The organism is Streptomyces sp. NPDC044921, assembly GCF_056432865.1.
In genome coordinates, this window is record NZ_JBWKIF010000002.1 from 167996 (window position 1) to 192007 (window position 24012).

The following is a 24012-nucleotide window of genomic DNA, read 5'->3' on the forward strand; positions in this document are numbered from 1 at the left end:
GACAGCGCCGTCCCGGCCCGGACGCCCGGGATCACCCTGGGGAATGTTCCTGCGGCGACCGGGTCGGGGTGGCGCGTTCCTACCTGACACCGGATGGCCGGTGGCACACCATCTGGCGCACCCTGGCGAACCCTGGCGAATAGTCGCCCGGCAAGTCTCCCCGGGCTACTGTCAACTCAGCCGAGAACCTGGGGGCTTGACGTGAGCGGACAACCCAACACCCGGCTCGCGGACCTGTTCGGCCTGGCCGGCTGGTCCAAGGGCGAACTCGCGAGGCTGGTCAACCGGCAGGCGGCGGCCATGGGCCATCCCCAGCTGTCGACCGACACCTCCCGGGTGCGGCGGTGGATCGACCTGGGAGAGATCCCGCGCGATCCGGTGCCGCGGGTGCTGGCGGTCCTGTTCACCGAGCGTCTCGGCCGTGTCGTGACCATCGAGGACCTCGGTCTGGTCCGGCACGGGCGTGCGGGGAAACGGCAGGGCGGCGGGAGCCCGGAGGCTCCCGACGGTGTGCCGTGGGCGCCCGAGCGGACGGCTGCGGTCCTCACCGAATTCACGGGAATGGACCTCATGCTCAACCGACGCGGCTTGGTGGGCGCGGGCGCCGCGCTCGCCGCGGGATCCGCACTCAGCAGCGCCATGTACGACTGGCTGCACTCCGACCCTGCCCTGGCTGCCGACGCCCCCGACCTCGACCATCCCCTGCACGCCGACCCCGCTGGGTTCGACCGCTACGAGGCCGCCCCCATCGGGTCGCAGGAGATCGAGGAACTGGAGCGTTCGGTCGAGGTGTTCCGCGCCTGGGACGCCGCCCGCGGCGGCGGACTCCAGCGCAAGGCCGTGGTGGGCCAGCTCAACGAGGTGGGCGGCATGCTCGCCTACCGTCACCCACCCCATCTCCAGCGGCGCCTGTGGGGCGTCGCCGCCAACCTGGCCGTCCTCGCGGGCTGGATGTCGCACGACGTCGGCCTGGAGCCCACGGCCCAGAAGTACTTCGTCATCGCCGCGCACGCGGCCAGAGAGGGCGGGGACCGGCCCCGCGCGGGTGAGGCGCTCTCCCGCGCGGCCCGCCAGATGGTGCACCTGGGCCGGCCGGACGACGCCCTGGACCTGATGAAGCTGGCCACGTCCGGCTCGGGCGACGAGGTGCTGCCCCGCACCCGGGCGATGCTCTGCACGATCGAGGCCTGGGCGCAGGCCTCGATGGGCAAGGGCCAGGCCATGCGCCGCACCCTCGGCCGGGCGGAGGACCTGTTCGTCTCCGACAAGTCCGACGTCCCCCCGCCGGACTGGATGCAGACCTTCAAGGAGGAGGACCTGTACGGCATGCAGGCCCTGGCCTACCGCACGCTCGCCGAGTTCGAGCCGGGCGCGGCCGCGCACGCCCAGCACTACGCGGAGAAGGCGCTGGCCCTGCGGGTCGACGGCCGGCAGCGCTCGAAGATCTTCGACTACCTGTCGATGGCCTCGGCCTGCTTCATCGCCGACGATCCCGAACAGGCCGACCGCTACGCCCGCCTGGCCCTGGTGTCGATGGGGTCCAACTCCTCCCACCGCACCTGGGACCGGCTGCGCCAGATGTACCGGCTCACCGCCCAGTACGCGGGCTATCCGAAGATCCAGGAGCTGCGGGAGGAGATCAAGCTCGCCCTGCCGAAGACGAAGGGCAGGGGTGGTGCCGGCGCGCGGGCCTGAGTGCTCCAGGACGTGAGTTCTCCCTAGGACGTGACCCTGGCGACGAGCACGCAGGCGTTGTCCTCGCGCTCTCTCGTGCCGAACTCCTCGACGATCACGCGCACGCAGTCCTCCGCGTCGGCGGCCCCGGCCAGGCGTGGCGCCAGGCCGAGGAGGAGCTGCGCGGCCGCCGTCCCGGTGTGCCCGGGCACCAGCCCGTCGGTGTGCAGGAGCAGCAGGTCGCCGGCCCGCAGGGGCTCCTCGGCCTGTCCGTAGACGGCGCCGGAGGTGGCTCCGAGCAGGACGCCGTCCGGGGTGTCCAGGACACGCCCTGTCCCGTCGCGGAACAGCAGCGGGGCGGGGTGCCCGGCCTGCGCCCACACCAGCGTGCGGGTCTCGGGACGGTAGCGGCAGCAGACGGCGCTGCCCAGCGCGGGTTGCACGGTGGCGTCGAGTAACTGGTTCAGCCAGGCCATCAGCTGCCCCGGCCGGGCTCCGGCCATCGCCATGCCCCGCACGGCGCCGAGGAGCATGGTCATGTTCGACGTGACGCCGACGCCCTGCCCGGTGAGGTCGCCGACGCTCAGCAGGGTGTCACCGTCGGTCAGTTCGAGCGCGTCGTACCAGTCGCCGCCGATCAGGGTGCGCGAGGACGCCGGCAGGCAGCGGGCCGCGAGGTCGAGACTGCGGGGGCCTCGGTGCGGGAGCCGCAGGGAGCCGCGCCACGGCGGCAGCACGGCCTCCTGCAGCTCGACCGCGAGCCGGTGCTCGGTCCGCGCGGCCTCCCGCTGGTGGTGGAGCGAGTCACGGGTCTCGCTCACCACCCGCTGGCTGCGGCGCAGCGCGCTGACGTCGCGCAGCACGGCCCACATCGAGGCGGTGCTCCCGTCGGCGTCGAGCACCGGTTCGCCCATCATGTGCACGGTCCGTACGTCTCCGTCGGGGCGTGCGATGCGGAACTCGCCGTCGATGGGCCGGGCGTCGACGAGGCAGTTGGTGACCATCGCGGTCAGCCCGGGCCGGTCCTCGTCGAGCACCAGCGACGGCAGCTCGTCGAGGGTGAGCGGGGGAGCGGCGGGGTCGCGGCCCAGGATCTGGTACAACTCCCCGGACCAACTGGCCTCGTCGGTCAGGAGGTTCCACTCGGCGCTGCCGACCCGGCTGAGCAGGGAGCCCGGTACCGGCGGGCCGGGTTCCGGAACCGGTGCCGCGGGGAGGGGGCCGTCCCGCAGCTGGGCGAGATGCTCGTCGAGGTCGTCGAGCTGGTGCAGGGCCAGGTCGCACAGGGCGCGCTGCCAGCGTCCGCGCGGGTGGTCCGACCCCTCGCCCTCCGCGTCGCGGCGCACCGCGTCCACGTCGCCCTTCAGCCGCCGCGCCTGCGATATGAGCGCGTCGACCGAGCCGCGTCCGGGCGGCTGGGCGGCGGGGCGGTCCGCGGAGAGGTGGGACGGCATGACGCACTCCGATGCGGGATGGTTCGACCAAGGCGGACGGAGGGACCGCTACGACTGTCGCACAGCCCGCGACGCCCTGTAAGGGATTCGGCACCACACGATACGGTGGTGCTTCCGGCATATGCCACCGTCTCGCGGAGTTACCCCGAGGTAGCTGGGGAGCGTGTCACCCGGAGTGCCAAGTCGTAGGGTACACAGGGCATTTGACGCCGCGTCGGGTGGCGCCGCGACCCCGTCACGCGTTCGACGGTCAGGCGTTCGAGGCTAGGATTCCCGGTGGTACGGACCCGAGGTCGCCCCGGGCCCGAGGTCGCCCCGGCCGAGGCCCGGGCCCGCTCACTCGGTGTCGTGGTCGGAGCCGCAGGAGCTGCCGTCCGGCGGCAGGGTGCCGTACAGCAGGAAGGCGTCGACCTTGCGGTGCACGCACGGGGAGGAGCCGTAGCCGGTGTGGCCCTCGCCGCGGTTGTCGAGCACCACGGCGGACGACCCCAGCCGCTCGGCCGTCTCCACCGTCCAGCGGTAGGGCGTGGCCGGGTCGCCCCGGGTGCCGACCAGCAGCATGCGCGGCGTGTCCACGTCCTTGACCTCCTCGCGGATGAAGTCGGTGCCCCTGGGGCGGCCGTAGCACATCAGCACCTGCGTGAGCCGGTACCGGCCGAAGACCGGGGACGCCTGCTCGTAGCGGGCGCGCAGCCGGCCGAGGTCGCGGGTGACCTGCGCGGCGGCGGGGCGGTCGGGGTCGTCGGCGCAGTTGATCGCCATCAGCGCCGCCGGCAGGTTGTCCAGGGGCACGTCCTGTGGATCGGTGAGGCCGCGGTGGGCCCTCCCCGGCGGAGGGAGCGTGAAGCCGCCGTGCAGGAAGGCCTCCAGGCCGCTCGTGTCGCCCTCCTCCAGCAGCCGGGCGACGGCCCGCTGGAGCGAGGGCCACAGCTCCCGGCTGTAGAGGCCCTGCCCGAGGGCACCGGCGAGGTCCTGGCCGGAGAACGCCTCGCCGAACTCCGTCGGCACCGGGTCCTCGTCGAGCGACTGCACCACCTCGACGACGTGCTCCTGGGCCTCGCGCGCGTTCTGTCCGAAGGGGCAGGCGATGTCCTGCGTGCACCAGGTGAGGAAGTTCTCCAGCGCGGTCTGCTGCCCCCGCGCGCTCACCACGCCCTGCTCGGCCAGCGGCTCGGTCAGCGTGTCGACGCCGTCCAGCACCATCCGGCCGACCTTCCCCGGGAACTGCGCCGCGTACACCGCGCCGAGCCGGCTGCCGTAGGAGAAGCCCAGGTAGTTGAGCTTGCCGTCGCCGAGCGCGTCGCGCAGGACGTCCAGGTCGCGGGCGGCGTTCACCGTGCCGATGTGAGGCAGGACCGGGCCGGAGTGCTCGGCGCACTCGGCCGCCGCCTCGCGCAGCTTGTCCAGCACGGCCCTCGCATCGGTCACGTCGGCGTTGCCTTCGGTGGCGGCCATGGCGTCCTCGGAGGCGCTGCCGCAGCTGACCGGTGACGAGCGGCCGACGCCGCGGGGGTCGAAGGAGACCACGTCGTAGCCGTCGGTCAGGTCCATGAACTCCTTGCCGGCGAGCGCGAGCTGGCCCACGCCCTGGCCGCCGGGACCGCCGAAGTTGAGCAGCACCGAGCCCCGGGAGGCTCCGGTGGCCCGGTAGCGGGCCACGGCGAGGTCGAGCGTGCCCCGCTCCGGCCGGCCGTAGTCGAGCGGGACGGTGACCTTGCCGCACTGCAGGTCCTTCGGCATGTCCGGTCCCGCGCAGGCGGACCACGTCACCTTCTGGTCGTAGAAGCGCCCCAGGCCGGGCGGGGGGTCGTCGGCGGCCGGCAGGCCCGCACCCAGCAGGACCAGTCCGGCCGCGCCGGCGACCGCGCAGCGCCGGAGCGGGGGGCGCGTGGACAGCTTGGCCAGCATCGGTGCCTCCAGGGGCGCCCCACGGCGCCCTCGCCCACGATAAGCGGGCCCCGTGGGGCGCGCCTCCGGGCGGGCGGGGCGGGCAGAAGTGGCCTATCCTGCGCGGTTTCATCGCCCATACGAAGGTCTTTACCGCTAGTTCGACAACCGGGCCGCTCGATGGAGTGAAAGGCCGATAAGCCATAACTCGGACCGGGCGCGGCGCGTTGCACCTCGTGCGGGTGAGTGCCCGCGACGATGTCTGGAAGGCAGGGACCCTATGAAGCGGGTTACCCGAAACGGTGTGATCGCCGTCGCCGCCGCCTCGGGCGCGATGGCCCTGAGCGTCCCCGCGCACGCCGGTTCCGGGGCGGACGGCTCCGCGGCCGGTTCGCCCGGGGTGGTCTCCGGCAACACCGTCCAGCTGCCGGTGCACGTCCCCGTCAACGTGTGCGGCAACACCGTGAACGTGGTGGGACTGCTGAACCCCGCCGCGGGCAACGCCTGCGCGAACGAGGACGGCCGCGCGGCCGGGCGGCCGGGCCGTTCCGGCGGCGCCGTCGCCGAGGGCCGGGGAAAGGATTCGCCCGCCGTGGTCTCCGGCAACGGCGTCCAGCTGCCGGTCGACCTTCCCGTCAACGTCACCGGCAACACGGTGGACGTGGTCGGCATCGGCAACCCGTCGACCGGCAACCAGTCCTCGAACACGCCCGGCGACCGCCCGGTCCGGCCGCACGACCCGGTGAAGCCGGCGCCGAAGCCGCCGTCCGACCCGCCACGCACGCGGCCGGCTCCCGAGCCGCCGGCCCGGCAGCACGACACCACGCCGCAGCAGGCCCGGGGCGCCCTCGCGCACACGGGCACGGACCACACGCTCCAGACCGTCGCCGCGAGCGCGGCACTGCTGCTCGGGGGAGTGGTGCTGCGGCGGCGCTTCACGGCAACGGACGGCTGACCGCGGCGGCACGGACGCGCCCCGGCCGCCCGCTGACCGCGTCCGCCCCAGGCCCCTGCGACGGGCTCCCGGCGGACCGGCCGACTCGACTGCCCGCCCCGACCGGCTGCTTCCGGCAGGCCTCCCGCGGGGCAGCCGCCTCGCGTGGGGCCGGGGTCCTCACGGTGGACAGCGGCGTCCCGGGTGGTTGCCGGGTGGGTGGCGGCTTGCTCTTCCGGGCCGGTTGCCTCGCGTAGGGCGGGGACCCTCACTGTGCGACAGCGGGGCCCGGGGTGGGTGCCGGGTGGGTGGCGTCTCGCGCTTCCGGGCCGGTTCCGGCGGGCCGGTTGCCGTCGGCTCAGTTGCGATCGCGGTTCCTGCGGGGGCCGGAGCGCTCGCCGCGCGGCCGCGGGACTGGCGGGGCGGATGCCGGGGCGGCGTCGCACGGCGGCTTCGCCGCGGGCGGCGGCTCCGTGACGGACCGGCTCGTCACCACGGGCGCGGTCGCCGACGCCGTTGTGACGCGTGGCTCCTCGGCCGGGCTCCGTGACACGGCCGTCCCGTCCGGCGGCGGGAGCGGGGCTCCGGCCACTGGCGACGGAACGGCCCGACTCCGGGGGCCCGGCGTGCCCGGCCCGGAGCGGAGGGGCCCCGAGCGCAGTGCGGCCCGGAGCGGAGGGGCCCCGAGCGCAGTGCGGCCGGGGCGTCAGACCGCCTCCGCCACCCCCGTCAGCAGCACCATCCCCGAGTCGCCGTAGTCCGGCAGGGTCGGGTCCGCGTCGACGTGGGTGATGTCCAGGTCGCGGGTCAGGGGTGTGAAGACCTCGGTGACCGTCGCCGGGTCGACCGGGCAGCCGGGCCAGCGCGAGGCCGGGCCGATGCGGTAGGTCGGCATGTTCTCCATGAACGCGGCGACCAGGTACCCGCCGGGGACGACCGCGCGGACGAAGGCGCGGCAGAAGCCGGCGAACTCGGCGAAGTCCTCCGTCACGCTCTCCGCGACGAAGTGCATGGAGCCCAGCTCGTACCCGCCCGGCGGCAGGGCCCGTACGTCGGCGTGGACGACGTTCACCGGGGCCAGCGCCCCGGCCAGGGTCGCCGGCACCCGCGCATCGAACCGCCGGCACAGCGCGTGGAAGGGGAGCCAGCTCGCGTCGAGACGGTGACAGATCTGGTCCCGGAGGTAGGCGACGTTGCTCGCACTCGCCTCCACGGCGTCGATCCCGCGGCACACGGCCGACGCCAGCATCAGCGGGTACAGGTTGGGCCCCGCCCCGAACTCCACCGCGCGCGCGATGCCGCCGGCCGGCAGGCCCCGGTAGAACGCCGCGTGGTGCGCGATGACGGCCGCGTCCGAGGCGTGCACCTCGCGGTAGTTCTCCGCGAGGTAGTCCGCGACCGGCCAGCGGTCCCAGTCCACGTCGTCGTTGTGCGTCGTCATGGCCGTCTAGCCCTTCATCCGCAGTGGGAACCGTTCGGACAGGCGGGTCATCGTCGCGTTCAGCCGGTCGACGTCCCCGTCGGAGTGGAGCGCCGTGAGCTGGACGCGGAAACCCACCCGGTCGCGCGGGACCAGCGGGTAGACGGCCAGCGTCACGTAGATGCCCTCCTGCCACAGGAACGCCGACACCGCGTCCAGGTCCGCGGGGTTCGCCAGCGGCACCTCCACGATGGGCAGCCGGTCCGTGTTGAGCGTGGACACCCCCATGCCCTCCAGGTGGTCGAGTACCCGCACCGTCTTGCGGTACAGCTCGGCGCGGATGGCATCGCCCCGGCGCTCGTTGACGTCCAGCCCCGCCAGCGCCGTGGCCAGGGACGCCGTCGGGGACGGGCCCGAGTACAGGTAGGGTGCCGCCGCCGTCTTCAGCCGGTTCTTCAGCTCCGGCGGCAGGGCGAGGAACGCCAGCAGCGACGAGTACGCCTTGGAGAACCCGCCGACGAGCACGATCCCGTCGTACGCCTCCCCGGTGTGCCGCACCACGCAGTTGCCGCGCATGCCGTACGGGCAGGTCTCGCCCGGCCCGCGCTCCCCGATCACGCCGAAGCCGTGCGCGTCGTCGACGTACAGCGTCGCCCCCTCGGCGCGGCAGACCGCGGCCAGCGCCGGCAGGTCGGGGACGTTGCCGCTCATGCTGTCGACGCCGTCCAGGCACACCAGGCGGGGGGTGCCCTTGGCCACGCCGGTCAGCAGGGCCCGCAGCTCGTCGAGGCGTTCGGCGTGGAAGCGGTGCAGGGTGGCGCCCTGCGCGCGGGCCACCACACCGCCGTCGTAGACCGTGCGGTGCGCGGTCGCCTCCACGAACACGTGCCCGTCCTCCGCCAGCGCCGGGATCACCGAGGAGTGCACCAGCGTCAGCGTCGGCAGCAGCAGCGTGTCCGGCGCGCCCAGCAGCGCGGCGAGCCGTTCCTCGATCTCGGGGTACAGCCGCGGACTGCCCAGCAGCCGCGACCAGCTGGGGTGGGTGCCCCACCGGCGCACCGCGGGCTCCACCGACTCCACGACCTCCGGATCCCAGTCGAACCCCAGGTAGTTGCAGGAGGCGAAGTCGATCAGCCAGTGATCGCCGCTGCGGATGCGCCGGCCGCGCACCTCGTCGAGGACCGCGTCGCTCATCGGGCTGGTGCGGCGCAGGTGCTCCAGGTCCGCCCAGCGTGCCTCGCGCCGTCCCCGGGCGGGGGTGTCGACCCGCGGCCGGGGGGTCCGGCGCGGCGCGAAGGGGCGGGCGCTGGGCTCGCGCAGCACGCGCGCGGTCTGCTCCACCGTCATCGGCCGGGCGAACAGGAACCCCTGCCCGAACCGGCACCCCATCCCGGCCAGCAGGTCCCGCTGCGCGGCGTCCTCGATGCCCTCCGCGATCACCTGCAGACCCAGCGTGTCGGCGATCCGCACGATGCCCTCGACCAGGGCGACCTGCTGGGCGTCGCGCGCGATGTCGTCGATGAACGACTTGTCGATCTTCAGCACGTCGATGGGGAAGTCCCGCAGGTACCGCAGCGACGAGAAGCCGGTGCCGAAGTCGTCGACCGCGATGTGCACGCCGAGTTCCTTCAGGGTGTGCAGCACCGTCTGGAGCCGGTCGTCGCGGTGCAGCAGCACCGTCTCCGTCAGCTCCAGCTGCAGCGACCCCGGCTCAAGGCCCGGGGTGCTGAGCGCCTGGCCGACCTGCTCGACGAACCCGGCGTCGCGGAACTGGCGGGCGGAGACGTTCACACTGACGTAGGGCGGACGGGCGGGACCCGGCAGGCGCTGCAGGTCCGCGATGTCGCTGACCGCGTTCTGCAGCACCCACGCCCCCAGTGGCGCGATGTGCCCCGTCTCCTCGGCCAGGCTGATGAACTGGTCCGGCGGGACGTGTGGCCGCTGTCCGTGCGGCCAGCGGACCAGCGCCTCGAACCCGACGACCTCGCCCGCGGTGATGTCCACGACCGGCTGGTAGCGCAGCGCGAACGCCTTGTCGGCGACCGCCCGGGCCAGTTGGGACTGCAGGTCGTGCCGTTCGACCACGCGGCTGCGCAGCAGCGGCCGGAACCGGCGCCACTGCCGCTTGCCGGCCGCCTTCGCCGCGTAGAGCGCCAGGTCGGCGTGGCCCAGGAGCTCCTCCGCGTCGGTGCTGTCGCGCGCGGTGGCGACCCCGACGCTCGCCGACACCGTCACCGACTCGTCGGCCAGGTCGAACGGCCGGCCGAGCGTCTGGATCACCTGGGCCGCCAGCAGCTCGGCGTCGAGGGGCTGCTTGGCGTCCTCCATCAGCACGGCGAACTCGTCGCCGCCGAGCCGGGCCGCGGTGTCGGTGCGGCGCAGCGTCCGGGTCAGCCGGTTGCCGACCGCGATCAGCAGCTGGTCGCCCGCGCGGTGTCCCATGGTGTCGTTGACCAGCTTGAAGTCGTCCAGGTCGATGAAGAGCAGACACGTCAGCGACAACTCGCGGCGGCCGCGCAGCAGTGCGCGTTCGATCCGCTCCAGCAGCAGGGTCCGGTTGGGCAGGCCGGTCAGCGAGTCGTGGAAGGCCCGCTGCGTCAGCTCCTGTTCCAGGCGCCGCTGCTCGGTGACGTCCCGCAGGGTCACCACCAGGCCGGACACGGTGCGCTCGTCCCGGAAGTCGCTGCAGCGCACCTCCACCTCGACGCGTCCGTCCCGGCGCCGCACCCACCAGTGGTCGTGCCCGGCCCGCGGGCCCCGCTCCCGGACGGTGGCCAGTTCGCGCGCGGCCCGCCTCCGGTCCCCGGGGTCCACCAGCTCGGGCAGGGGAACGCCGATGAGGTCGTCGGTGCCGAACACGGAGTGCGCCGAGGGGCTGGCGTACCGGATGGTGTCGTCGTCCTCCAGGATCAGGATGACGTCGGAGGCGTTGCGGACGAGCGTGCGGAAGTAGGCCTCGTTCTCCCGCCGGACGACCTCCTGGCGCAGGGTGACCCGCTCCATGGCCAGGCCCGCGTGCGACGCGAGGATCTCCACCGAGCCCGAGGTCTCGCGGAGCCGGCTCTCCGGTGCGGCGACCAGCAGCACGCCGTGCACGGCTCCGGCCGGCCGGTCGGGCTGGGCCATGGGGCAGACCAGGACGGACGACAGGCCGTCCAGCCGGGCCGCGATGTCCGGGGCGAGGGCGGCGGGGCTCACGAGGTGGGTGCCGCGTGCGCCGAGTTCGCCGGCCCGTTCCGCGGGCAGCAGCAGGGTCCGGTGCGGTACGTCGGGGCCCATCAGCCGGTCGACCGCCGAGCGGCACGACTGGTCGACCTCCTCCTGGCGGAAGGCGGAGACCAGCGACGCGGCAGCCTGCCGCAGGGCGAGTTCACGCGTCACCGCACGGCGGTGGGCCACGACCATTCCCGCCAGCCGCAGGATCACCAGCAGGAACAGCACTCCCGAGAAGCCGGCGATCACGGCGGCGTCCCGGGTCTGGTCGCTGAGCCCTTCCCAGAGCAGGATCCCCGGCGCGATGAGGGTGACCACGGCGAGGACGACCAGCCGGCGCGGCGGCGGCAGCAGGGACTCCCGCTGGGGCACGGAGGCGGTCAGCTCGACCATGGAGGGATGCAGAGCGGCCAGACCCCAGGCGGTGTAGAAGGCGACCCAGCCGAGGTCCAGCGGGCTGCCCGTCTGCCACTCGTCGTTCAACTGGAGGATCCCGTAGGCGATGTCGGTGGCGAGCAGGGTCACCGTGCCGAGGACCAGCAGGCGTACGGCGCGGTTGGAGCCGTGGAGCGGGCTGGGGGTGAGCAGCCGGGCCAGCAGCGCCAGGACGAGGATGTCGCCGAGGGGATAGGCGATGCTGATGGCCCGCTGCTGCCAGGTCAGGCCCTGCACCACCGTCAGCGGTTGCACCACGTACACCCACACGGGCAGGGCGAGGCCGGCGGTGACGATCAGCGCGTCGAGCAGGCTCGGCAGGTCGCGGTCGGCCCACCGGTGGCGCACGAGCCCCGACAGGCCGATCGCGAACAGCGGGTACATCGCGAGGTAGCAGGCGTCGGCCGGGGACGGGAACGGATTCGAGGCCCCCAGGTACTCCTCCAGCACGAAGTAGTACGTGTCGCCGGCGATGAACGTGAGCAGGCCGGCGGCCAGGACCCACCACGGCCACCGGTGGGCGGGCCGGTACACGTGCGTGCCGACCAGGATGGCGACGACACCGGCCAGTCCCATGACGGCCCACATTGCGGGCGCCACCACCGGGACAAGCATGTACACGATCGCGACGGCCGCGACCAGGGCGAGGTAGGCGAACGTGAGCAGCCGTGTGGCCTGCGGGGACATGCGCCTCCCCCCATCGGGGGGACCGGGGTGTACACCTGGTCCGGTGCATCCGATCGTAGGTTCGCTCACGCGGCCCTGCATCTCGGGCGCCGCACCCGTCGAGTGCCGGGAGACGGGCCGCGCGAGCCCGAGCCGGGGCGCCCTCGTCAGCCGCGTCCGCGGTGGAACCGCACGTGCAGTTCCCGCACCCGCTCCGCGAGTTCGGGCACGGGCCCGTCCACGACCACGTCCGGCGCGATCTCGTGGACCGGCAGTGTCCTGACCGGTGGCGCGGGCACCCCCAACTCATCGAGCCACGAAGAGAGTTGTTCCGAAGAGGCGACGTAGACGATGCGGCCGAGGCCGACCCAGGCATGGGCGGCCGCGCACATCGGGCAGTGCTCGCCGGAGGTGTAGACCGTGGCGGCGGCCCGCTCCCCGGGCGTGAGGTGGGCGGCGGACCAGCGGGCGAGTTCGAACTCGGGGTGGCGGGTGCGGTCGCCGGAGGCCACCCGGTTGTGGTCCTCGCCGAGGACCGTGCCGTCCCCGCCGACCAGGACCGAGCCGAACGGCTCGTCCCCGGCGTCGAGCGCCTCGGCCGCGAGCTCCACGCAGCGGCGCAGATACGGCAGTTCCGTGTCCTGGACGACCATGGGACGTGACTCCTCACGTGCGACGCGATCACCAGGACCCTAGGGCGCCGGACCGCGCGGCGGAAGCGACGGCCCGGGCGCCCACCGGGAGCTCGCCGAAAACGCGTTGCCCGGGCACCTCGCCGGTGCTGGGATGACCCGCATGGATCACACTGCGCTGCTCGCCCTGTTCGACCGTGACCTGCGCGAGGGAGCGCGCCCGGACGGCCCCGGAGCCCGTGTCGAGCGCACCGGCGGTGTCGTCCGCCAGACCGCCGCCCCCGAGGAGTGGAACGGCGTGCTGTGGTCCGCCCTCGACGAGGACACCGCCGACGCGGCGATCGCCGGGCAGATCGGCCACTACACCGGTCTGGGCCTGGAGTTCGAGTGGAAGCTGTACGGCCACGACCGCCCGGCGGACCTCGGCCGACGGCTGCGCGCGGCCGGTTTCACGCCCGAACCGGAGGAGACGCTGATGATCGGCGAGACCTCCGCCCTGACCCTCGACGCCGAACCGCCACCGGGTGTGCGCTTCGTCCCGGTCACCGACGCGCACGGCGTCGGGCTCGTGGCCGACGTGCACGAGCAGGCGTTCGGCGCGGACAGCTCGCGGCTGCGCCACCAGCTGCTCGCCCGGCTGGCCGCCGGCCCCGACACCGTCTTCGCCGTCGTGGCGATGGCCGGGGACGAACCGGTCAGCGCCGCCCGCATGGAGCTGGTGCCCGGCACGCGCTTCGCCGGCCTGTGGGGCGGTGGCACCGTCGAGGCGTGGCGGGGCCGCGGCGTCTACCGCGCCCTCGTGGCGCACCGGGCCCGCGCCGCCGCGGCCCGCGGCCACGACTGCCTCCAGGTCGACGCCTCCAGCCGGAGCCGCCCCATCCTGGAACGCCTGGGCTTCACGCCGCTGACCTCCACGACGCCGTACGTGTACACGCCGTAGCCGGCGCGCCGTCACCTCGGCGCGGGCCCCGGAGCGGCCCGGCGCCGCGGGACCGAGGGCGGCGGGGCCCGACGGGCGACGGGGCCGGTCCGGATCGCCGACCGGGCCCGGCCGAGGCCCACGGCGTCCTCGACGCACTCGACACCATCGGCGCCGACCGCCGCGGCGCGTGCCGAGCCGGTACGCGAAAGGGCCGGTCCGGGGCCCGGGCCGGCCTCGGCTTCCGGGGGCTACGGTCGCGATGCCTTGGCCGCCGTGCCGGCGCACACCAGACCGAGGATCACGGCCAGCGCGCCGATGACGATGTTGTTCCACACGACACCGGCGTCCGGGCTGTCGCCGACGATCCACGGCGAGATGATCATCCACACCCCGAGGGCGCACATGGCCCAGCTCAGGCCGTACATCCGCTCCGGAGCGCGAGTGAACCCGAGGGCCAGCAGGCCGATCGCGATGCCCATGATCAGGTTGTGGGTCACGAGCGGGGGCTGACTGGTCGTGTAGTGGACGATCCAGGGGGAGGCGGCGCAGTACAGACCGAGCAGGAAGACCGGTCCGTCCACGAGCGCCACATCACGGCCGCCGAGCATCCGGGCGTACCTGGCCCGCATTTCGGAGGCATCTGGATGGCTGGTTATGTCACCTCTGGTGGGCGAGACGTTGGCCATGACTCGTCTCCTTACGTCATGCAGGACGACCGCGTCCGGGGACATGCGCGGTAATCGTCACGTAAGCCTCATTCTGCTCTTATCTCCCCTTTATGTGTAGGGGTCGTCCATGGGTGGAGGCCGTCGTCACCGCGGCGCGACGGCCGGTACATGTCCGGGCGGATCGGGGGCAACCGGATGTGTACGACAGTGACCGATCGCCGCCGCCCGGCGGGCGGCGCAGGACAGGGGAGGGCAGCGGACGTGACTGCGGCCATCAGTGCGAAGGTGTTGGAGCGGTTCCCGGCGGGGTCGCCGCGCGGATCGTGGCCCGCCGAGGAGTACGCGGCGCGCCGCCGCGCCGAGGGCGAACCCGCCACCGTCGTGATGGACCTGGAGTCCGACGCCTTCCTCGTGGTGGTTCCGGCCGACGACGGGAACTGAACCGCACGCGAGCGCGGGCGGCGCAGCCGCGGCACGACCACGAGGCACCCGGGACCGACCGCCCGGCGCGCGCACCGGCTGACCTTCGGCATCGACGGGGACCGGCGGCCTGAGCCGTCGCTCCCCTCGACGTCGTCCAGGCGGAGCCTGCGGCGGGAGGAGGCCGGCCCGCACGGACGAGTCGTCACCCCTGCCCGGGCTCGCCCGAGCCGGACGCCAGCCGGCCGAGGTGCGTCCGGCGCGCCTCGGGCGTCTGGCCCTGCACCAGCAGGAACATTCCCTCCCGGGCCAGCCGTTGGGCCCGGCTGTCCAGGGCCATGGCGCGGCCGCCCCCGGCGACGATCGCCGCCGTCGTGGCCGCCCGCATCACGTCGTACGCCCGTGTCCTCGCGGCGAGCCGTTGCGGCACGCACTCGTGGGGGGCCGGGTGATCGGCCAGCTCGTAGGACTCCCGCCGGACCGCCTCCAGTCGCTCCCGCAGCACCCGGGCCGTCTCCGTGCCCTCCGGGGACCGGGCCACCAGCTCCAGCGCCGCCTCGGCCACACCGAACACGGCCGGACTGGCGTTGGCGGCCCGCGGCAGGTCGACCCGGGCGAACTCCTCCCGCGGTACGCGCAGCACCACCGACTCCTCCGGCACCCACAGGCCGTCCAGGTCCAGGGAGACCGTACGGGCGGCGGTCGGGGCGGCCAGCCGCAGCGGCTCCGACGGGGTCAGCCCGGGCTGCTCCCGGGCGTCGGCCACGACGAACACCACCTCGGCCGCGTCCGTCACCCCGGCCAGCAGCATCACGTCGTTCAGGCCCCAGCCCGTGTACCAGGGCACCCGCCCGTCGAAGCGCCAGCCGCCCCGCTCGGACACCGCCCGCACGGGCACCCGCGGGAAGGCACGGACGTGGGCGAACGCGATGCCGGCCATCAGCTCGCCCGTCGCCAGCGGCCGCAGGAGCCTCTCCCGCACCGGAGAGTCGCAGGCGGCGATCAGCTTCACCGGCGTGTGGTGCTGGGTCTGCACGAACCAGGTGGAGCAGCACGCCCCGGCCAGGATCTCCGCGGTCTCCCGGGCCACGGCCACGGGCGCGTCCGCCCCGCCGTACTCCCGGGGCGCGCCCACCCCCAGCAGCCCCGCGCGCCTGATCGCCTCGACGTGACTCGCCGGCACCATCTCCCGGTCGACGCGCTCGGCCCGCGGAACGAGGAGATCGCGTGCCAGTCGCCGTGCGGCGGTCACCAGGGGGTGGGCTGTGGTGGTCATGGGGGGAATTCTCGCGGTCGCCCGGCGCGGGGTGTCGATCCGGGGGTGTGTCGTTCGTGTAGGAGGTGCGGGGGACACCCGGAACACCGAGAGGCCGAGGAGGCCGCCATGAAGTACTACCTGCTCAGCGTGATGCAGCCGGTCGGCGGGACGCCCGCCCCGGAGGTCCTGGAGGAGATCGGCGAGAGGCTCGACGCCTTCCACCGCGAGCTGCGCGAGGCGGGCGCCTGGGTCTTCGCCGGAGGGCTGCACGGCCCGGAGTCCTCCACCGTGCTGCGGCCCGGCGACGGCGAGGTGCTGATCACCGACGGCCCGTACGCCGAGGGCAAGGAGATGCTCGGCGGCATCTGCCTGGTGAAGGCGCCCGATCTGGACGCCGCCCTGGAGTGGGGGCGCAAGGCAGCCCTGGCCACCACTCTGCCGATCGAGGTGCGCCCCTTCATGGGGGACGCCGACTGATGAGCGTGGACGTGGAGGCGGTGTTCCGCGCGGAGTACGGCCGCGCGGTCGCCGTCCTGGTCCGCTTCCTCGGCGACATCGACCTCGCCGAGGAAGCGGTCCAGGACGCCTTCACCACGGCCGTGCGGCGCTGGCCGGAGACGGGCGTCCCGCCGAGTCCGGCCGGGTGGATCATCACCACCGCCCGGAACCGGGCCGTCGACCGGCTGCGCCGCGAGTCCTCCCGCGCCGCCCGGCACGCCGAGGCCGCCCTGCTGCACGCCCCCGACGCACCGGCCGAGGAGGGCCCCGTGCGCGACGACCGGCTGCGTCTGATCTTCACCTGCTGCCACCCCGCGCTCGCCCCGCACGCCCGGGTCGCCCTGACCCTGCGCCTGCTCGGCGGGCTCACCACCGGCCAGATCGCCCGGGCGTTCCTCGTGCCCGAGTCCACGATGGCCCAGCGCATCGTCCGGGCCAAGGCGAAGATCCGCGACGCGGGCATCCCGTACCGGGTCCCCCGCGACGCCGATCTGCCCGACCGGCTCGGCGCGGTCCTGGCCGTCGTCTACCTGATCTTCAACCAGGGATACGAGGGTGAGCCCGGGCTGTGCGCCGAGGCCGTGCGGCTCGGCCGGCTGCTGGCGGACCTGATGCCCGACGAACCCGAAGTGACGGGCCTGCTCGCGCTGATGCTGCTGGTCGAGTCACGCCGGGACGCCCGTGAGAACGAGAGGGGCGAACTGGTGCCGCTTCCCGAGCAGGACCGGGCCGGCTGGGACCGCGACTTGATCCGGGAGGGGCAGGACCTCGTCCGCCGCTGCCTGCGCCGCGGCCGGCCCGGGCCCTACCAGATCCAGGCCGCGATCCAGGCCGTCCACAGTGACGCCCCGACGGCCGACGCGACCGACTGGGGACAGATCCGGCAGCTGTACGACCAGCTCATGGCCGTCGCCCCGAGTCCGGTGGTGGCGCTGAACCGGGCCGTCGCCGTGGCCGAGACCGAGGGTCCGGACACGGCCCTGGCCCTGGTGGACGCCCTCGGCCTGGACGGCTACCACGTCTACCACGCCGTTCGCGCCGACCTGCTGCGCCGCCTGGGCCGCTCCGCCGAGGCCGTGCGGGCGTACGAGACGGCGATCGGGCTCGCGCAGAGCCCGGCGGAGCGCGCCTTCCTCGGCCGTCGCAGGAACCTGACCGCGGGGACCTGACCGCCGGGGGGCTGAAAGCTCGTCACGTCACTGACTGGTCTACACCCTTGACTGGTACATACCAATGCGGTTGAGTGTGCCTCCACAACCCCCCACCACGGCCGCGCCCACGCCGTGACCGGTCCGCCGGTGTGTGCGGCGCGGGCTCTGCTCCGCCCAGCCCCGGCCGGGAGCGGCCGTGTCGCACAAAGGAGTTGATCCCGTGTCGAGACGCCGTGTCTCCGCCGTCCTGGCCGCACTCGCCCTCGCGGGCACCGCACCGGTGCTGCTGCCGGCCTCGAACGCCGTCGCCGCCTCCTGCTCCAGCTACCCCAACTGGGTGGCAGGGAAGTCGTACAACGCCGGTGACATCGTCCGCTACACCGACGGCAAGGCCTACATCGCCGAGCACGCCAACCCGGGCTACGACCCGGTCATCAGCACCTGGTACTGGGAGCCGTACGCCTGCGACAGCGGGCCGGGCACGCCCGACGCGCGCTTCGTCGTGTCCGAGGCGCAGTTCAACCAGATGTTCCCGAACCGGAATCCGTTCTACACCTACAGCGGCCTCACCGCGGCCCTGAGCGCCTACCCCGGCTTCGCCAACACCGGCAGCGACACGGTGAAGAAGCAGGAGGCCGCCGCCTTCCTCGCCAACGTGAGCCACGAGACCGGCGGTCTGGTGCACGTGGTGGAGCAGAACACCGCCAACTACCCGCACTACTGCGACTGGAGCAGGCCGTACGGGTGCCCGGCCGGCCAGGCCGCCTACTACGGGCGCGGCCCGATCCAGCTGAGCTGGAACTTCAACTACAAGGCCGCGGGCGACGCGCTCGGCATCGACCTGCTGAACAACCCGTGGCTGGTGCAGAACGACTCGGCCGTCGCCTGGAAGACGGCCCTGTGGTACTGGAACACCCAGACCGGCCCGGGCAGCATGACCCCGCACAACGCGATGGTGAACGGCGCCGGGTTCGGCCAGACCATCCGCAGCATCAACGGCTCCCTGGAGTGCGACGGGAAGAACCCGGCGCAGGTGCAGAGCCGTGTGAACAACTACCAGCGGTTCACGCAGATCCTCGGGGTGTCACCCGGCGGCAACCTCTACTGCTGACGCCGGACCACCGGGCGTGGTGTCATGCGTGATGTCATGCACCTGACCTGACGGGAGGGCATCACCCATGCGCCTGCGCACCCCCCACGCCCTGCTCGCCACGACCGCGGCGCTCGCCGCCGCGGTCGTGGCGCCCCAGCCGGCTGCCGCCGCCGTACCGGCCCCGGGCGCGTACTACGTCCAGAGCGCCACGACCGGGCTCAACGCGGCCGACGCCGGTGGCGCGGTCGAGCAGCACAGACCCCGCGGCAACGAGGACCACCAGCAGTGGCAGCTCAAGCCGAACGGGTCCACGTACCTGCTGGAGAACACCGACGCGCCGGGCAGCTGTCTCGGCCGCGGCGGCGACCAGGCCGCGACCGTCGCCTGCGGCGGCGCCGACGCCGCCTGGGAGATCACCGCCGTCGGAGCCGACCGGTACACCCTCAAGGCCCCGGGCACCACGCGCCACCTCACCGTCGCCCCCAAGCCGCCCGGCGCCAACTACCCGGCGCGGCTGGCCCTCGGCGGTGCGGGCGACCTCGCCGCCTGGTACCTCACCCCGGTCAGCCCCGCCACCGCCCCCATGCCACCGCAGGACCGGCGCACCCTGGACCAGGTCACCTTCCTCACCACCCACAACGCGTACGCCAACGGCGCCGACGGCGGTTTCGCCCCGCCCTTCGTCAACCTCGCGCCCAACCAGACCCGCGGCATCGCGCGCCAACTCGCCGACGGGGTCCGCGGGTTCATGCTGGACATCCACCAGACCCCGGACGGCGCGATCCTCTGCCACAACAGCTGCACCCTCGTCAGCAGGCCCGTCGCCCTGTGGGTCGACCTCCAGCGCATGGTCGACTTCCTCGAGGCCCACCCCGACCAGTTCGTCACCGTCTTCCTGGAGGACTACGTCGACCCGGGCGTCCTGCGCGCCGAACTCGCCCGCGTCGACGGCCTGGCGGACGTGCTCTACCGGCCCGACCTCACCGGCGTCCGGCGCAACGGCTGGCCGACGATGGCCGAACTGATCGCCGCCAACGACCGGCTGCTGGTCTTCACCGACCACAGCCGCTCCGCCGACCAGGCCGCCGGTCTGACCCGGGACAGCTTCGGCGTCATGTACCAGCGCGAGTGGACCGTCGAGAACCACTGGTCCATGGGTCCGGGCATCGGATCCTCCGACTGGTCCTGCTACAGCCGCTGGTACGACGCCGGCACCAACATCCCGCTGACCCGCACCGAGCCCGGCTTCCGCCCGCTGTTCGTCATGAACCACTTCCGCGACGTCCCGCTCACCGGCACGGCCGCCACGGACAACGGCAAACTCGCCGACCGCGCCCGGCGGTTCTGCCAGCCCGCCGCCCGCAAGAAGCCCACCTTCCTCGCCGTGGACCACTACGACCGCGGCGACCCGGCCTCCGCCGTCACCGCCCTCAACGCGTACACGTATCCGTGAACCGGCTCCGCCGGCCCCCGCGCCTTGTGTGAGACTCCGCCGATGGACTCCCACAAGATCACCGCGGACGCCGCGGGCACCTGGAACCTCGGCGACCTGCCCGTCCACCGCGTCGGCCTGGGCGCGATGCGGCTGACGGGCAGCGCCGCCTTCCACCACGGCACACCGAGCGACCGCGACCGGTCGATCGCCGTGCTGCGCCGGGCGATCGACCTCGGCGTCAACCACATCGACACCGCCGCCTTCTACTTCTCGTCGCTGCGCAGCGCCAACGAGCTGATCAACAGCGCCCTGTCGCCCTACCCCGACGACCTGGTCGTCGTCACCAAGGTGGGCCCGCACCGGACCTACTCGGGTCGGTGGGGCACCTCCGCGCGCCCCGACGAACTGCGCGGCCAGGTCGAGGAGAACCTGCGCCAGCTCGGCCGCGACCACCTGGACGTGGTCAACCTGCGCCGGATGCCGGCGTGCGACTCGATAGCCGAGCACTTCGGGGCCCTCGCCGACCTGCGCGCGGCGGGCCTGATCCGGCACCTCGGCATCTCCAACGTCACCGCGCGGCACCTCGCCGAGGCGCAGGCCATCGCCCCCGTCGTCTGTGTCCAGAACCGCTACGCCGTCGACCGCCCCGACCCCGAGGGCGACGAACTGCTGCGCCGGTGCGGTGCGCAGGGCATCGCGTTCGTGCCGTTCTACGCCGTCGCCGGCGAGGCAGGGGAGCACGGCGCCACCGCCGCGCACGACGAGGAGGTCCGCGCCGTGGCCCGGACCCACGGTGCGAGCCCCGCCCAGATCCGCATCGCCTGGACGCTGCACCAGGGTCCCCACGTACTGGCCATCCCCGGCACGGGCAACCCGGACCACCTCGCCGAGAACGTGGCCGCGGGCGCGATCCGCCTCACCGACGAGGAACGGCGACGGCTCGACGGGCTGCGGCTCGGGCCCTCATGACGAGGAGCGGCGGCAGTCCGGGCCGGCCGGTGCGCAGCCGCGCGGTCAGGTCGCTCCGGCCTCGGTGACGTCGTCGTCCCGCTGTTCCGCCCCGGCACCGGCCGCGGGCGCGGTCAGATGGTCCAGGACATGGGTGAGCTCCAGCACGCGTTCCAGGAACCCGGGCCGGTGGTCCAGGTGCAGAATCGTGCCTGCGGCGCTGGTGTGCCGGTGGATCATCAGCAGCGCCGACAGGCCGGAGGAGTCCATCCAGGCCAGGTCACGGAAGTCCAGGCGCACGTCCCGCAGCCCCGTGGTGCCGGACAGCTCGCGGACGACGGCGTCGACGAGCTCGCCGCAGGTGTCGTAGTCGAGCTCGCCGGACACGCGCACGGTCAGCGTGGGCGGTTCGCGGTGGGTGGTGACGGTGAACGGGGTCGGTGGCAGGTTCGTCATGCGGGAGTCTCGGAGCCGGGGACAGGACGGGCGGGGCGGTCGTGGAGGACGGCCGTGCCCTCGCGGACCAGGGCGAGGGCACGGGGGAAGTCGCGTATCCGCCCGGCGAGGATGTCCAGTCCGGCGATCAGGGACCGGGCGGGCACGTGCCGGGCCTCCAGGATGTCGGCGGTCCAGGTCAGGAACGAGGTGAACAGCTCGGTGTCGTCGACGTAGAGGGCGGTCGCGAGGAAGTCCACGATGTGGGCGAGGTCCTCCGCCGTGCGCTCGAGCTGCTCGCCCGTGCAGGACCGCACGGCCGGGAAGCGGTCCTCCAGGCCGGCCAGGGTCCCTCTGACCAGCTGGGCCCGGCTCTGGACGACCATCGTGTACTCCTGGTCGGCCAGGTGCGGAAGGTCGTCCACGGCCTGGCGGAGCGCGGTCGGCGCGGGCCGGGGGATGCCCTCCCGCAGCGTGGCGGCCGCCCGCCGGGCGTCGGCCTCCCACCGGTCGGCGCCCAGGGCGCGGGCGTGGCGCCCGTCGGGGCCGAAGGCGCGGCCGCCGGCCATGACGGGCGTGCCGATGGCCTGGCACGCGGTGATGGCGCTGTGGGCGGCGGGCAGGTGGGTGGGGATCGAGCTGGACAGCAGCACCGCGTCCGGATTGGTGCGGTGCAGGTGCGCGATCAGGTGCTGCGTGGGCGTCTGGGCCCCGAGGTAGTCGACCTGCCACCCGCGCAGCCGCAGCGTCTCGGCGACGAGCCGGGCCGGGAAGGCGTGCCATTCGCCGTCGATGCAGGCGACCGTCACCCGGCCCCGCGCGGCGGACGGTCTCGCGCCGTCCGGGGCGCGGTGGGCGAGGGCGGCGACCGCGCGTTCGTTGATGGCGGTGGCGGCGTGCTCCTGGGCCACGGTGAGGCGATCGGCGGCCCACTCGGCGCCCACCCTCTCCTGCACGGGCGCGATCACGTCCAAAAGCAGCGTCTCTTCGTCGAGTCCCGTGGACAGGGCCTTCGACAGGACGTCGACGGCGGCGTACTCGTCACCGCCGGCCACGGCGCGCCACAACCGGTTCTGCAGTGCCACTGACATCGCGGGGTCGTTCACCCGTCCCTTCGGCCGTGGCCCCGGCGTCCGTCGACGACCGACAGCCCACCCGTCCTCGGCGCGCTGATGGCGACGACGGCCATGTCGTCGTGCCGTCCCGTGCCGAGCCACTGGGCGGCCACCATCTGCACCCGCTCCACGACGGCCTCCGCGGGCAGCCCCCCGCACTCGGCCAGCATCCTCCTCAGCCGCTGCTCACCGAACAGTTCGTCCCCGAGCGGACCGCCCCGGGCCTCGGTGATGCCGTCGGTGTACAGCAGGCAGGTGTCCCCCTGCTCCAGGGACGTCTCCTCCGTGTGCGCGGTCACGGTCGGCAGGGCACCGATGAGGGTGCCGCGGGAGGGCACCTCCTCCACCCGGCCGTCGGCCCGGACGACGAGCGGCGGCAGATGGCCCGCGCTGGTCAGCCGCAGCTGCGCCCGGCCCGCGCGGCGGCGCACCGAGGCGAGGACCAGGGTGGCGAAGCGGGTGTGGCGGGAGTTCAGCAGTGCTCCGTTGAGCAGGTCGAGCACCCTCTGGTGGTCGTCGGCCAGGGGGAGCAGGGCGTGCAGGGTGTTGCGGATCTTGCCGGTCAGCACGGCCGCGTCCAGGCCCTTGCCCGCCACGTCGCCGAGGACCACCAGGGTCTCCCGGGAGGGGTCGGAGCCGGGGTGGACGTCGTAGAAGTCGCCGCCGACCCGCTCGTGGTCCTTGGCGGCCCGGTAGCTGCCGGCGTACTGCACGCCGTGCACGCGTTGCAGGGAGGGCGGCAGCAGCTCGTGCATCAGGGTGGCGGTGATGGTGGCCTGCTCGGTGTACAGGCGGGCCGCCGAGAGCGCGGCCCCGGCCCGGGCGGCGAACAGCCGGGCGAAGACCTCCTCGCCCTCGCTGAACGCCTGCTCGGTGCTGGAGCGCAACAGGATGAGGGCGCCCGCGGCCACGCCGTGCCCGGGCAACGGGGTGACGATCACCGAACCGACCGGCCCGGTGAAGCCGTCTGGGATCGCCCAGTCGGGAAGCACCGACGGGTCGATCCAGCGCGCCGGCACCGGGGGGAAGCCCTGCAGGGCCTCGGGCAGGCCCGGCACGCTGTGCGTGTCGATCTGCCGGGTGACCTGGACGACGGGCCCGCCGCGCGGTGCGTAGGTCAGCGGGTGACGGCGGCCCTGGGCCGGGGCGACGAGAACCGCCGCCTCCGCGAGATGCTGCGCTGCCATGGACGCGGCGACCTCCATGCAGCGGGGCACGTTCAGTGTCGACAGCAGCGTGGAGGAGACCTCGGCCAGGATCTGCGACCGCGCCCGCGCGCTGCGCACGGCCTCCTCGGCTGCGCGGCGGTCGGTGTCGTCGACCAACCACCACACCACGTCCCCGTCGTCGGCCGCCGTGGGATGGGCCAGCACGACCCGGTCGTTGATGGCGCCGCTCAGCGGAGTGGCGCCGGTGGCGAGGGGCTCGCCGGCGATGTCGCGGTGCGCGTCCGACAGCCAGGAGGGCGCCGTCTCGTGCAGCCGGTCCCCGCTCGCCGCGTCGGGCAGCAGGAGCCGGGCGGCGTCGTTCAACTGCACGAGGGTGCCGTGCCGGTCGACGACCAGCACGGGGCAGGGGGCAGCGCCCCACACGCTGCCGACCCTGGTGTCGGCGCTGCGTGAGCGGGCGGAGGAACTGGGGGAAGCGGTCACAAGCGGAGGCACGCGTCCCGCGCACCCCACCACCTTCCTGTACTGGGAAACCTGTGCAGACGGCAACCGTCCCGCATCCACGCCCACGGCGCAACCCACCCA

General features: G+C 73.7%; 19 protein-coding genes. 9 read left to right on the plus strand and 10 right to left on the minus strand.

Going from position 1 to position 24012, the window contains the following annotated elements; genetic code table 11:
- Positions 1-201: 201 nt before the first annotated feature.
- Positions 202-1695, plus strand: a complete 1494-nt coding sequence (locus AC07DA_RS03395; RefSeq protein WP_479124162.1) for a DNA-binding protein NsdB — start codon at positions 202-204, stop codon at positions 1693-1695.
- A 23-nt stretch (positions 1696-1718) separates the two neighbouring features.
- On the opposite strand, the gene AC07DA_RS03400 is transcribed toward AC07DA_RS03395, so the two are convergent.
- Together AC07DA_RS03400 and AC07DA_RS03405 are read right to left on the minus strand one after the other, a co-directional pair.
- A complete protein-coding gene (locus AC07DA_RS03400; protein WP_479124164.1) occupies positions 1719-3128 on the minus strand; it encodes a PP2C family protein-serine/threonine phosphatase in 1410 nt (469 codons plus the stop codon).
- A 336-nt stretch (positions 3129-3464) separates the two neighbouring features.
- Positions 3465-5036, minus strand: coding sequence for an alpha/beta hydrolase (locus AC07DA_RS03405; RefSeq protein ID WP_479124166.1), 1572 nt, complete (start codon positions 5034-5036; stop codon positions 3465-3467).
- Positions 5037-5295: 259 nt separating this feature from the next.
- Between AC07DA_RS03405 and AC07DA_RS03410 the strand changes: the two genes are divergently transcribed.
- Positions 5296-5970, plus strand: coding sequence for a chaplin (locus AC07DA_RS03410; protein ID WP_479124168.1), 675 nt, complete (start codon positions 5296-5298; stop codon positions 5968-5970).
- Positions 5971-6655: 685 nt separating this feature from the next.
- Here the strand turns inward: AC07DA_RS03410 and AC07DA_RS03415 are convergent.
- From AC07DA_RS03415 to AC07DA_RS03425, 3 genes are all read right to left on the minus strand, one after another.
- Positions 6656-7390, minus strand: a complete 735-nt coding sequence (locus tag AC07DA_RS03415) for a class I SAM-dependent methyltransferase (protein WP_479124170.1) — start codon at positions 7388-7390, stop codon at positions 6656-6658.
- Between the two features lie 6 nt (positions 7391-7396).
- Positions 7397-11704, minus strand: coding sequence for an aminotransferase class I/II-fold pyridoxal phosphate-dependent enzyme (locus AC07DA_RS03420; protein WP_479124172.1), 4308 nt, complete (start codon positions 11702-11704; stop codon positions 7397-7399).
- Positions 11705-11850: 146 nt separating this feature from the next.
- Positions 11851-12336, minus strand: coding sequence for a nucleoside deaminase (locus AC07DA_RS03425; RefSeq protein WP_479124174.1), 486 nt, complete (start codon positions 12334-12336; stop codon positions 11851-11853).
- Between the two features lie 142 nt (positions 12337-12478).
- On the opposite strand from AC07DA_RS03425, the gene AC07DA_RS03430 reads away from it, so the two are divergent.
- Positions 12479-13255 (plus strand): GNAT family N-acetyltransferase, encoded by a 777-nt coding sequence (locus AC07DA_RS03430; protein WP_479124176.1) that lies wholly within the window; start codon positions 12479-12481, stop codon positions 13253-13255.
- A gap of 230 nt (positions 13256-13485) precedes the next feature.
- On the opposite strand, the gene AC07DA_RS03435 is transcribed toward AC07DA_RS03430, so the two are convergent.
- Positions 13486-13923 carry an SPW repeat protein gene (locus AC07DA_RS03435; RefSeq protein ID WP_479124178.1) on the minus strand — a complete coding sequence of 146 codons (438 nt, stop codon included), beginning with the start codon at positions 13921-13923 and terminating at the stop codon, positions 13486-13488.
- A gap of 243 nt (positions 13924-14166) precedes the next feature.
- On the opposite strand from AC07DA_RS03435, the gene AC07DA_RS03440 reads away from it, so the two are divergent.
- Entirely contained in the window at positions 14167-14346 is a 180-nt protein-coding gene (locus tag AC07DA_RS03440; protein WP_479124180.1) for a hypothetical protein, read from the plus strand.
- A gap of 184 nt (positions 14347-14530) precedes the next feature.
- Here AC07DA_RS03440 and AC07DA_RS03445 read toward each other — a convergent pair whose 3' ends face one another.
- Positions 14531-15601: an acyl-CoA dehydrogenase family protein gene (locus AC07DA_RS03445; protein ID WP_479124181.1), complete on the minus strand. Its 1071-nt coding sequence runs from the start codon at positions 15599-15601 to the stop codon at positions 14531-14533.
- A 108-nt stretch (positions 15602-15709) separates the two neighbouring features.
- On the opposite strand from AC07DA_RS03445, the gene AC07DA_RS03450 reads away from it, so the two are divergent.
- The 5 genes from AC07DA_RS03450 (at position 15710) to AC07DA_RS03470 (ending at position 20729) form a co-directional block, all read left to right on the plus strand.
- Entirely contained in the window at positions 15710-16060 is a 351-nt protein-coding gene (locus AC07DA_RS03450; RefSeq protein WP_479124183.1) for a YciI family protein, read from the plus strand.
- Positions 16060-17250, plus strand: a complete 1191-nt coding sequence (locus AC07DA_RS03455; protein ID WP_479124185.1) for an RNA polymerase sigma factor — start codon at positions 16060-16062, stop codon at positions 17248-17250. The genes AC07DA_RS03450 and AC07DA_RS03455 overlap by 1 nt, the downstream gene beginning before the upstream one ends.
- A 202-nt stretch (positions 17251-17452) precedes the next feature.
- Complete coding sequence (locus tag AC07DA_RS03460) at positions 17453-18343, plus strand: glycoside hydrolase family 19 protein (RefSeq protein ID WP_479124186.1); 891 nt, start codon at positions 17453-17455, stop codon at positions 18341-18343.
- A 73-nt stretch (positions 18344-18416) separates the two neighbouring features.
- The gene (locus AC07DA_RS03465) at positions 18417-19778 is read left to right on the plus strand and encodes a phosphoinositide-specific phospholipase C-related protein (RefSeq protein WP_479124700.1); all 1362 of its coding nucleotides are present in this window, start codon (positions 18417-18419) and stop codon (positions 19776-19778) included.
- A gap of 42 nt (positions 19779-19820) precedes the next feature.
- The gene (locus AC07DA_RS03470; protein WP_479124188.1) at positions 19821-20729 is read left to right on the plus strand and encodes an oxidoreductase; all 909 of its coding nucleotides are present in this window, start codon (positions 19821-19823) and stop codon (positions 20727-20729) included.
- Between the two features lie 45 nt (positions 20730-20774).
- Here AC07DA_RS03470 and AC07DA_RS03475 read toward each other — a convergent pair whose 3' ends face one another.
- The 3 genes from AC07DA_RS03475 to AC07DA_RS03485 are packed head-to-tail and all read right to left on the minus strand — an operon-like array spanning position 20775 to position 23850.
- A complete protein-coding gene (locus AC07DA_RS03475) occupies positions 20775-21164 on the minus strand; it encodes an STAS domain-containing protein (RefSeq protein WP_479124190.1) in 390 nt (129 codons plus the stop codon).
- On the minus strand, positions 21161-22234 hold the full coding sequence (locus AC07DA_RS03480) for a cobalamin B12-binding domain-containing protein (protein ID WP_479124192.1): 1074 nt from the start codon (positions 22232-22234) through the stop codon (positions 21161-21163). The genes AC07DA_RS03475 and AC07DA_RS03480 overlap by 4 nt, the downstream gene beginning before the upstream one ends.
- An 11-nt stretch (positions 22235-22245) precedes the next feature.
- Positions 22246-23850 carry a PP2C family protein-serine/threonine phosphatase gene (locus tag AC07DA_RS03485; RefSeq protein ID WP_479124194.1) on the minus strand — a complete coding sequence of 535 codons (1605 nt, stop codon included), beginning with the start codon at positions 23848-23850 and terminating at the stop codon, positions 22246-22248.
- Between the last annotated feature and the right edge of the window lie 162 nt (positions 23851-24012).

Excerpts from the sequence above, each read along its gene's own strand:
- AC07DA_RS03400 (WP_479124164.1), bottom strand. The coding sequence starts at position 3,128 with ATGCCGTCCCACCTCTCCGCGGACCGCCCCGCCGCCCAGCCGCCCGGA.
- AC07DA_RS03405 (WP_479124166.1), bottom strand. The coding sequence starts at position 5,036 with ATGCTGGCCAAGCTGTCCACGCGCCCCCCGCTCCGGCGCTGCGCGGTC.
- AC07DA_RS03410 (WP_479124168.1), top strand. The coding sequence starts at position 5,296 with ATGAAGCGGGTTACCCGAAACGGTGTGATCGCCGTCGCCGCCGCCTCG.
- AC07DA_RS03415 (WP_479124170.1), bottom strand. The coding sequence starts at position 7,390 with ATGACGACGCACAACGACGACGTGGACTGGGACCGCTGGCCGGTCGCG.
- AC07DA_RS03420 (WP_479124172.1), bottom strand. The coding sequence starts at position 11,704 with ATGTCCCCGCAGGCCACACGGCTGCTCACGTTCGCCTACCTCGCCCTG.
- AC07DA_RS03425 (WP_479124174.1), bottom strand. The coding sequence starts at position 12,336 with ATGGTCGTCCAGGACACGGAACTGCCGTATCTGCGCCGCTGCGTGGAG.
- AC07DA_RS03430 (WP_479124176.1), top strand. The coding sequence starts at position 12,479 with ATGGATCACACTGCGCTGCTCGCCCTGTTCGACCGTGACCTGCGCGAG.
- AC07DA_RS03435 (WP_479124178.1), bottom strand. The coding sequence starts at position 13,923 with ATGGCCAACGTCTCGCCCACCAGAGGTGACATAACCAGCCATCCAGAT.
- AC07DA_RS03445 (WP_479124181.1), bottom strand. The coding sequence starts at position 15,601 with ATGACCACCACAGCCCACCCCCTGGTGACCGCCGCACGGCGACTGGCA.
- AC07DA_RS03450 (WP_479124183.1), top strand. The coding sequence starts at position 15,710 with ATGAAGTACTACCTGCTCAGCGTGATGCAGCCGGTCGGCGGGACGCCC.
- AC07DA_RS03455 (WP_479124185.1), top strand. The coding sequence starts at position 16,060 with ATGAGCGTGGACGTGGAGGCGGTGTTCCGCGCGGAGTACGGCCGCGCG.
- AC07DA_RS03470 (WP_479124188.1), top strand. The coding sequence starts at position 19,821 with ATGGACTCCCACAAGATCACCGCGGACGCCGCGGGCACCTGGAACCTC.
- AC07DA_RS03475 (WP_479124190.1), bottom strand. The coding sequence starts at position 21,164 with ATGACGAACCTGCCACCGACCCCGTTCACCGTCACCACCCACCGCGAA.
- AC07DA_RS03480 (WP_479124192.1), bottom strand. The coding sequence starts at position 22,234 with ATGTCAGTGGCACTGCAGAACCGGTTGTGGCGCGCCGTGGCCGGCGGT.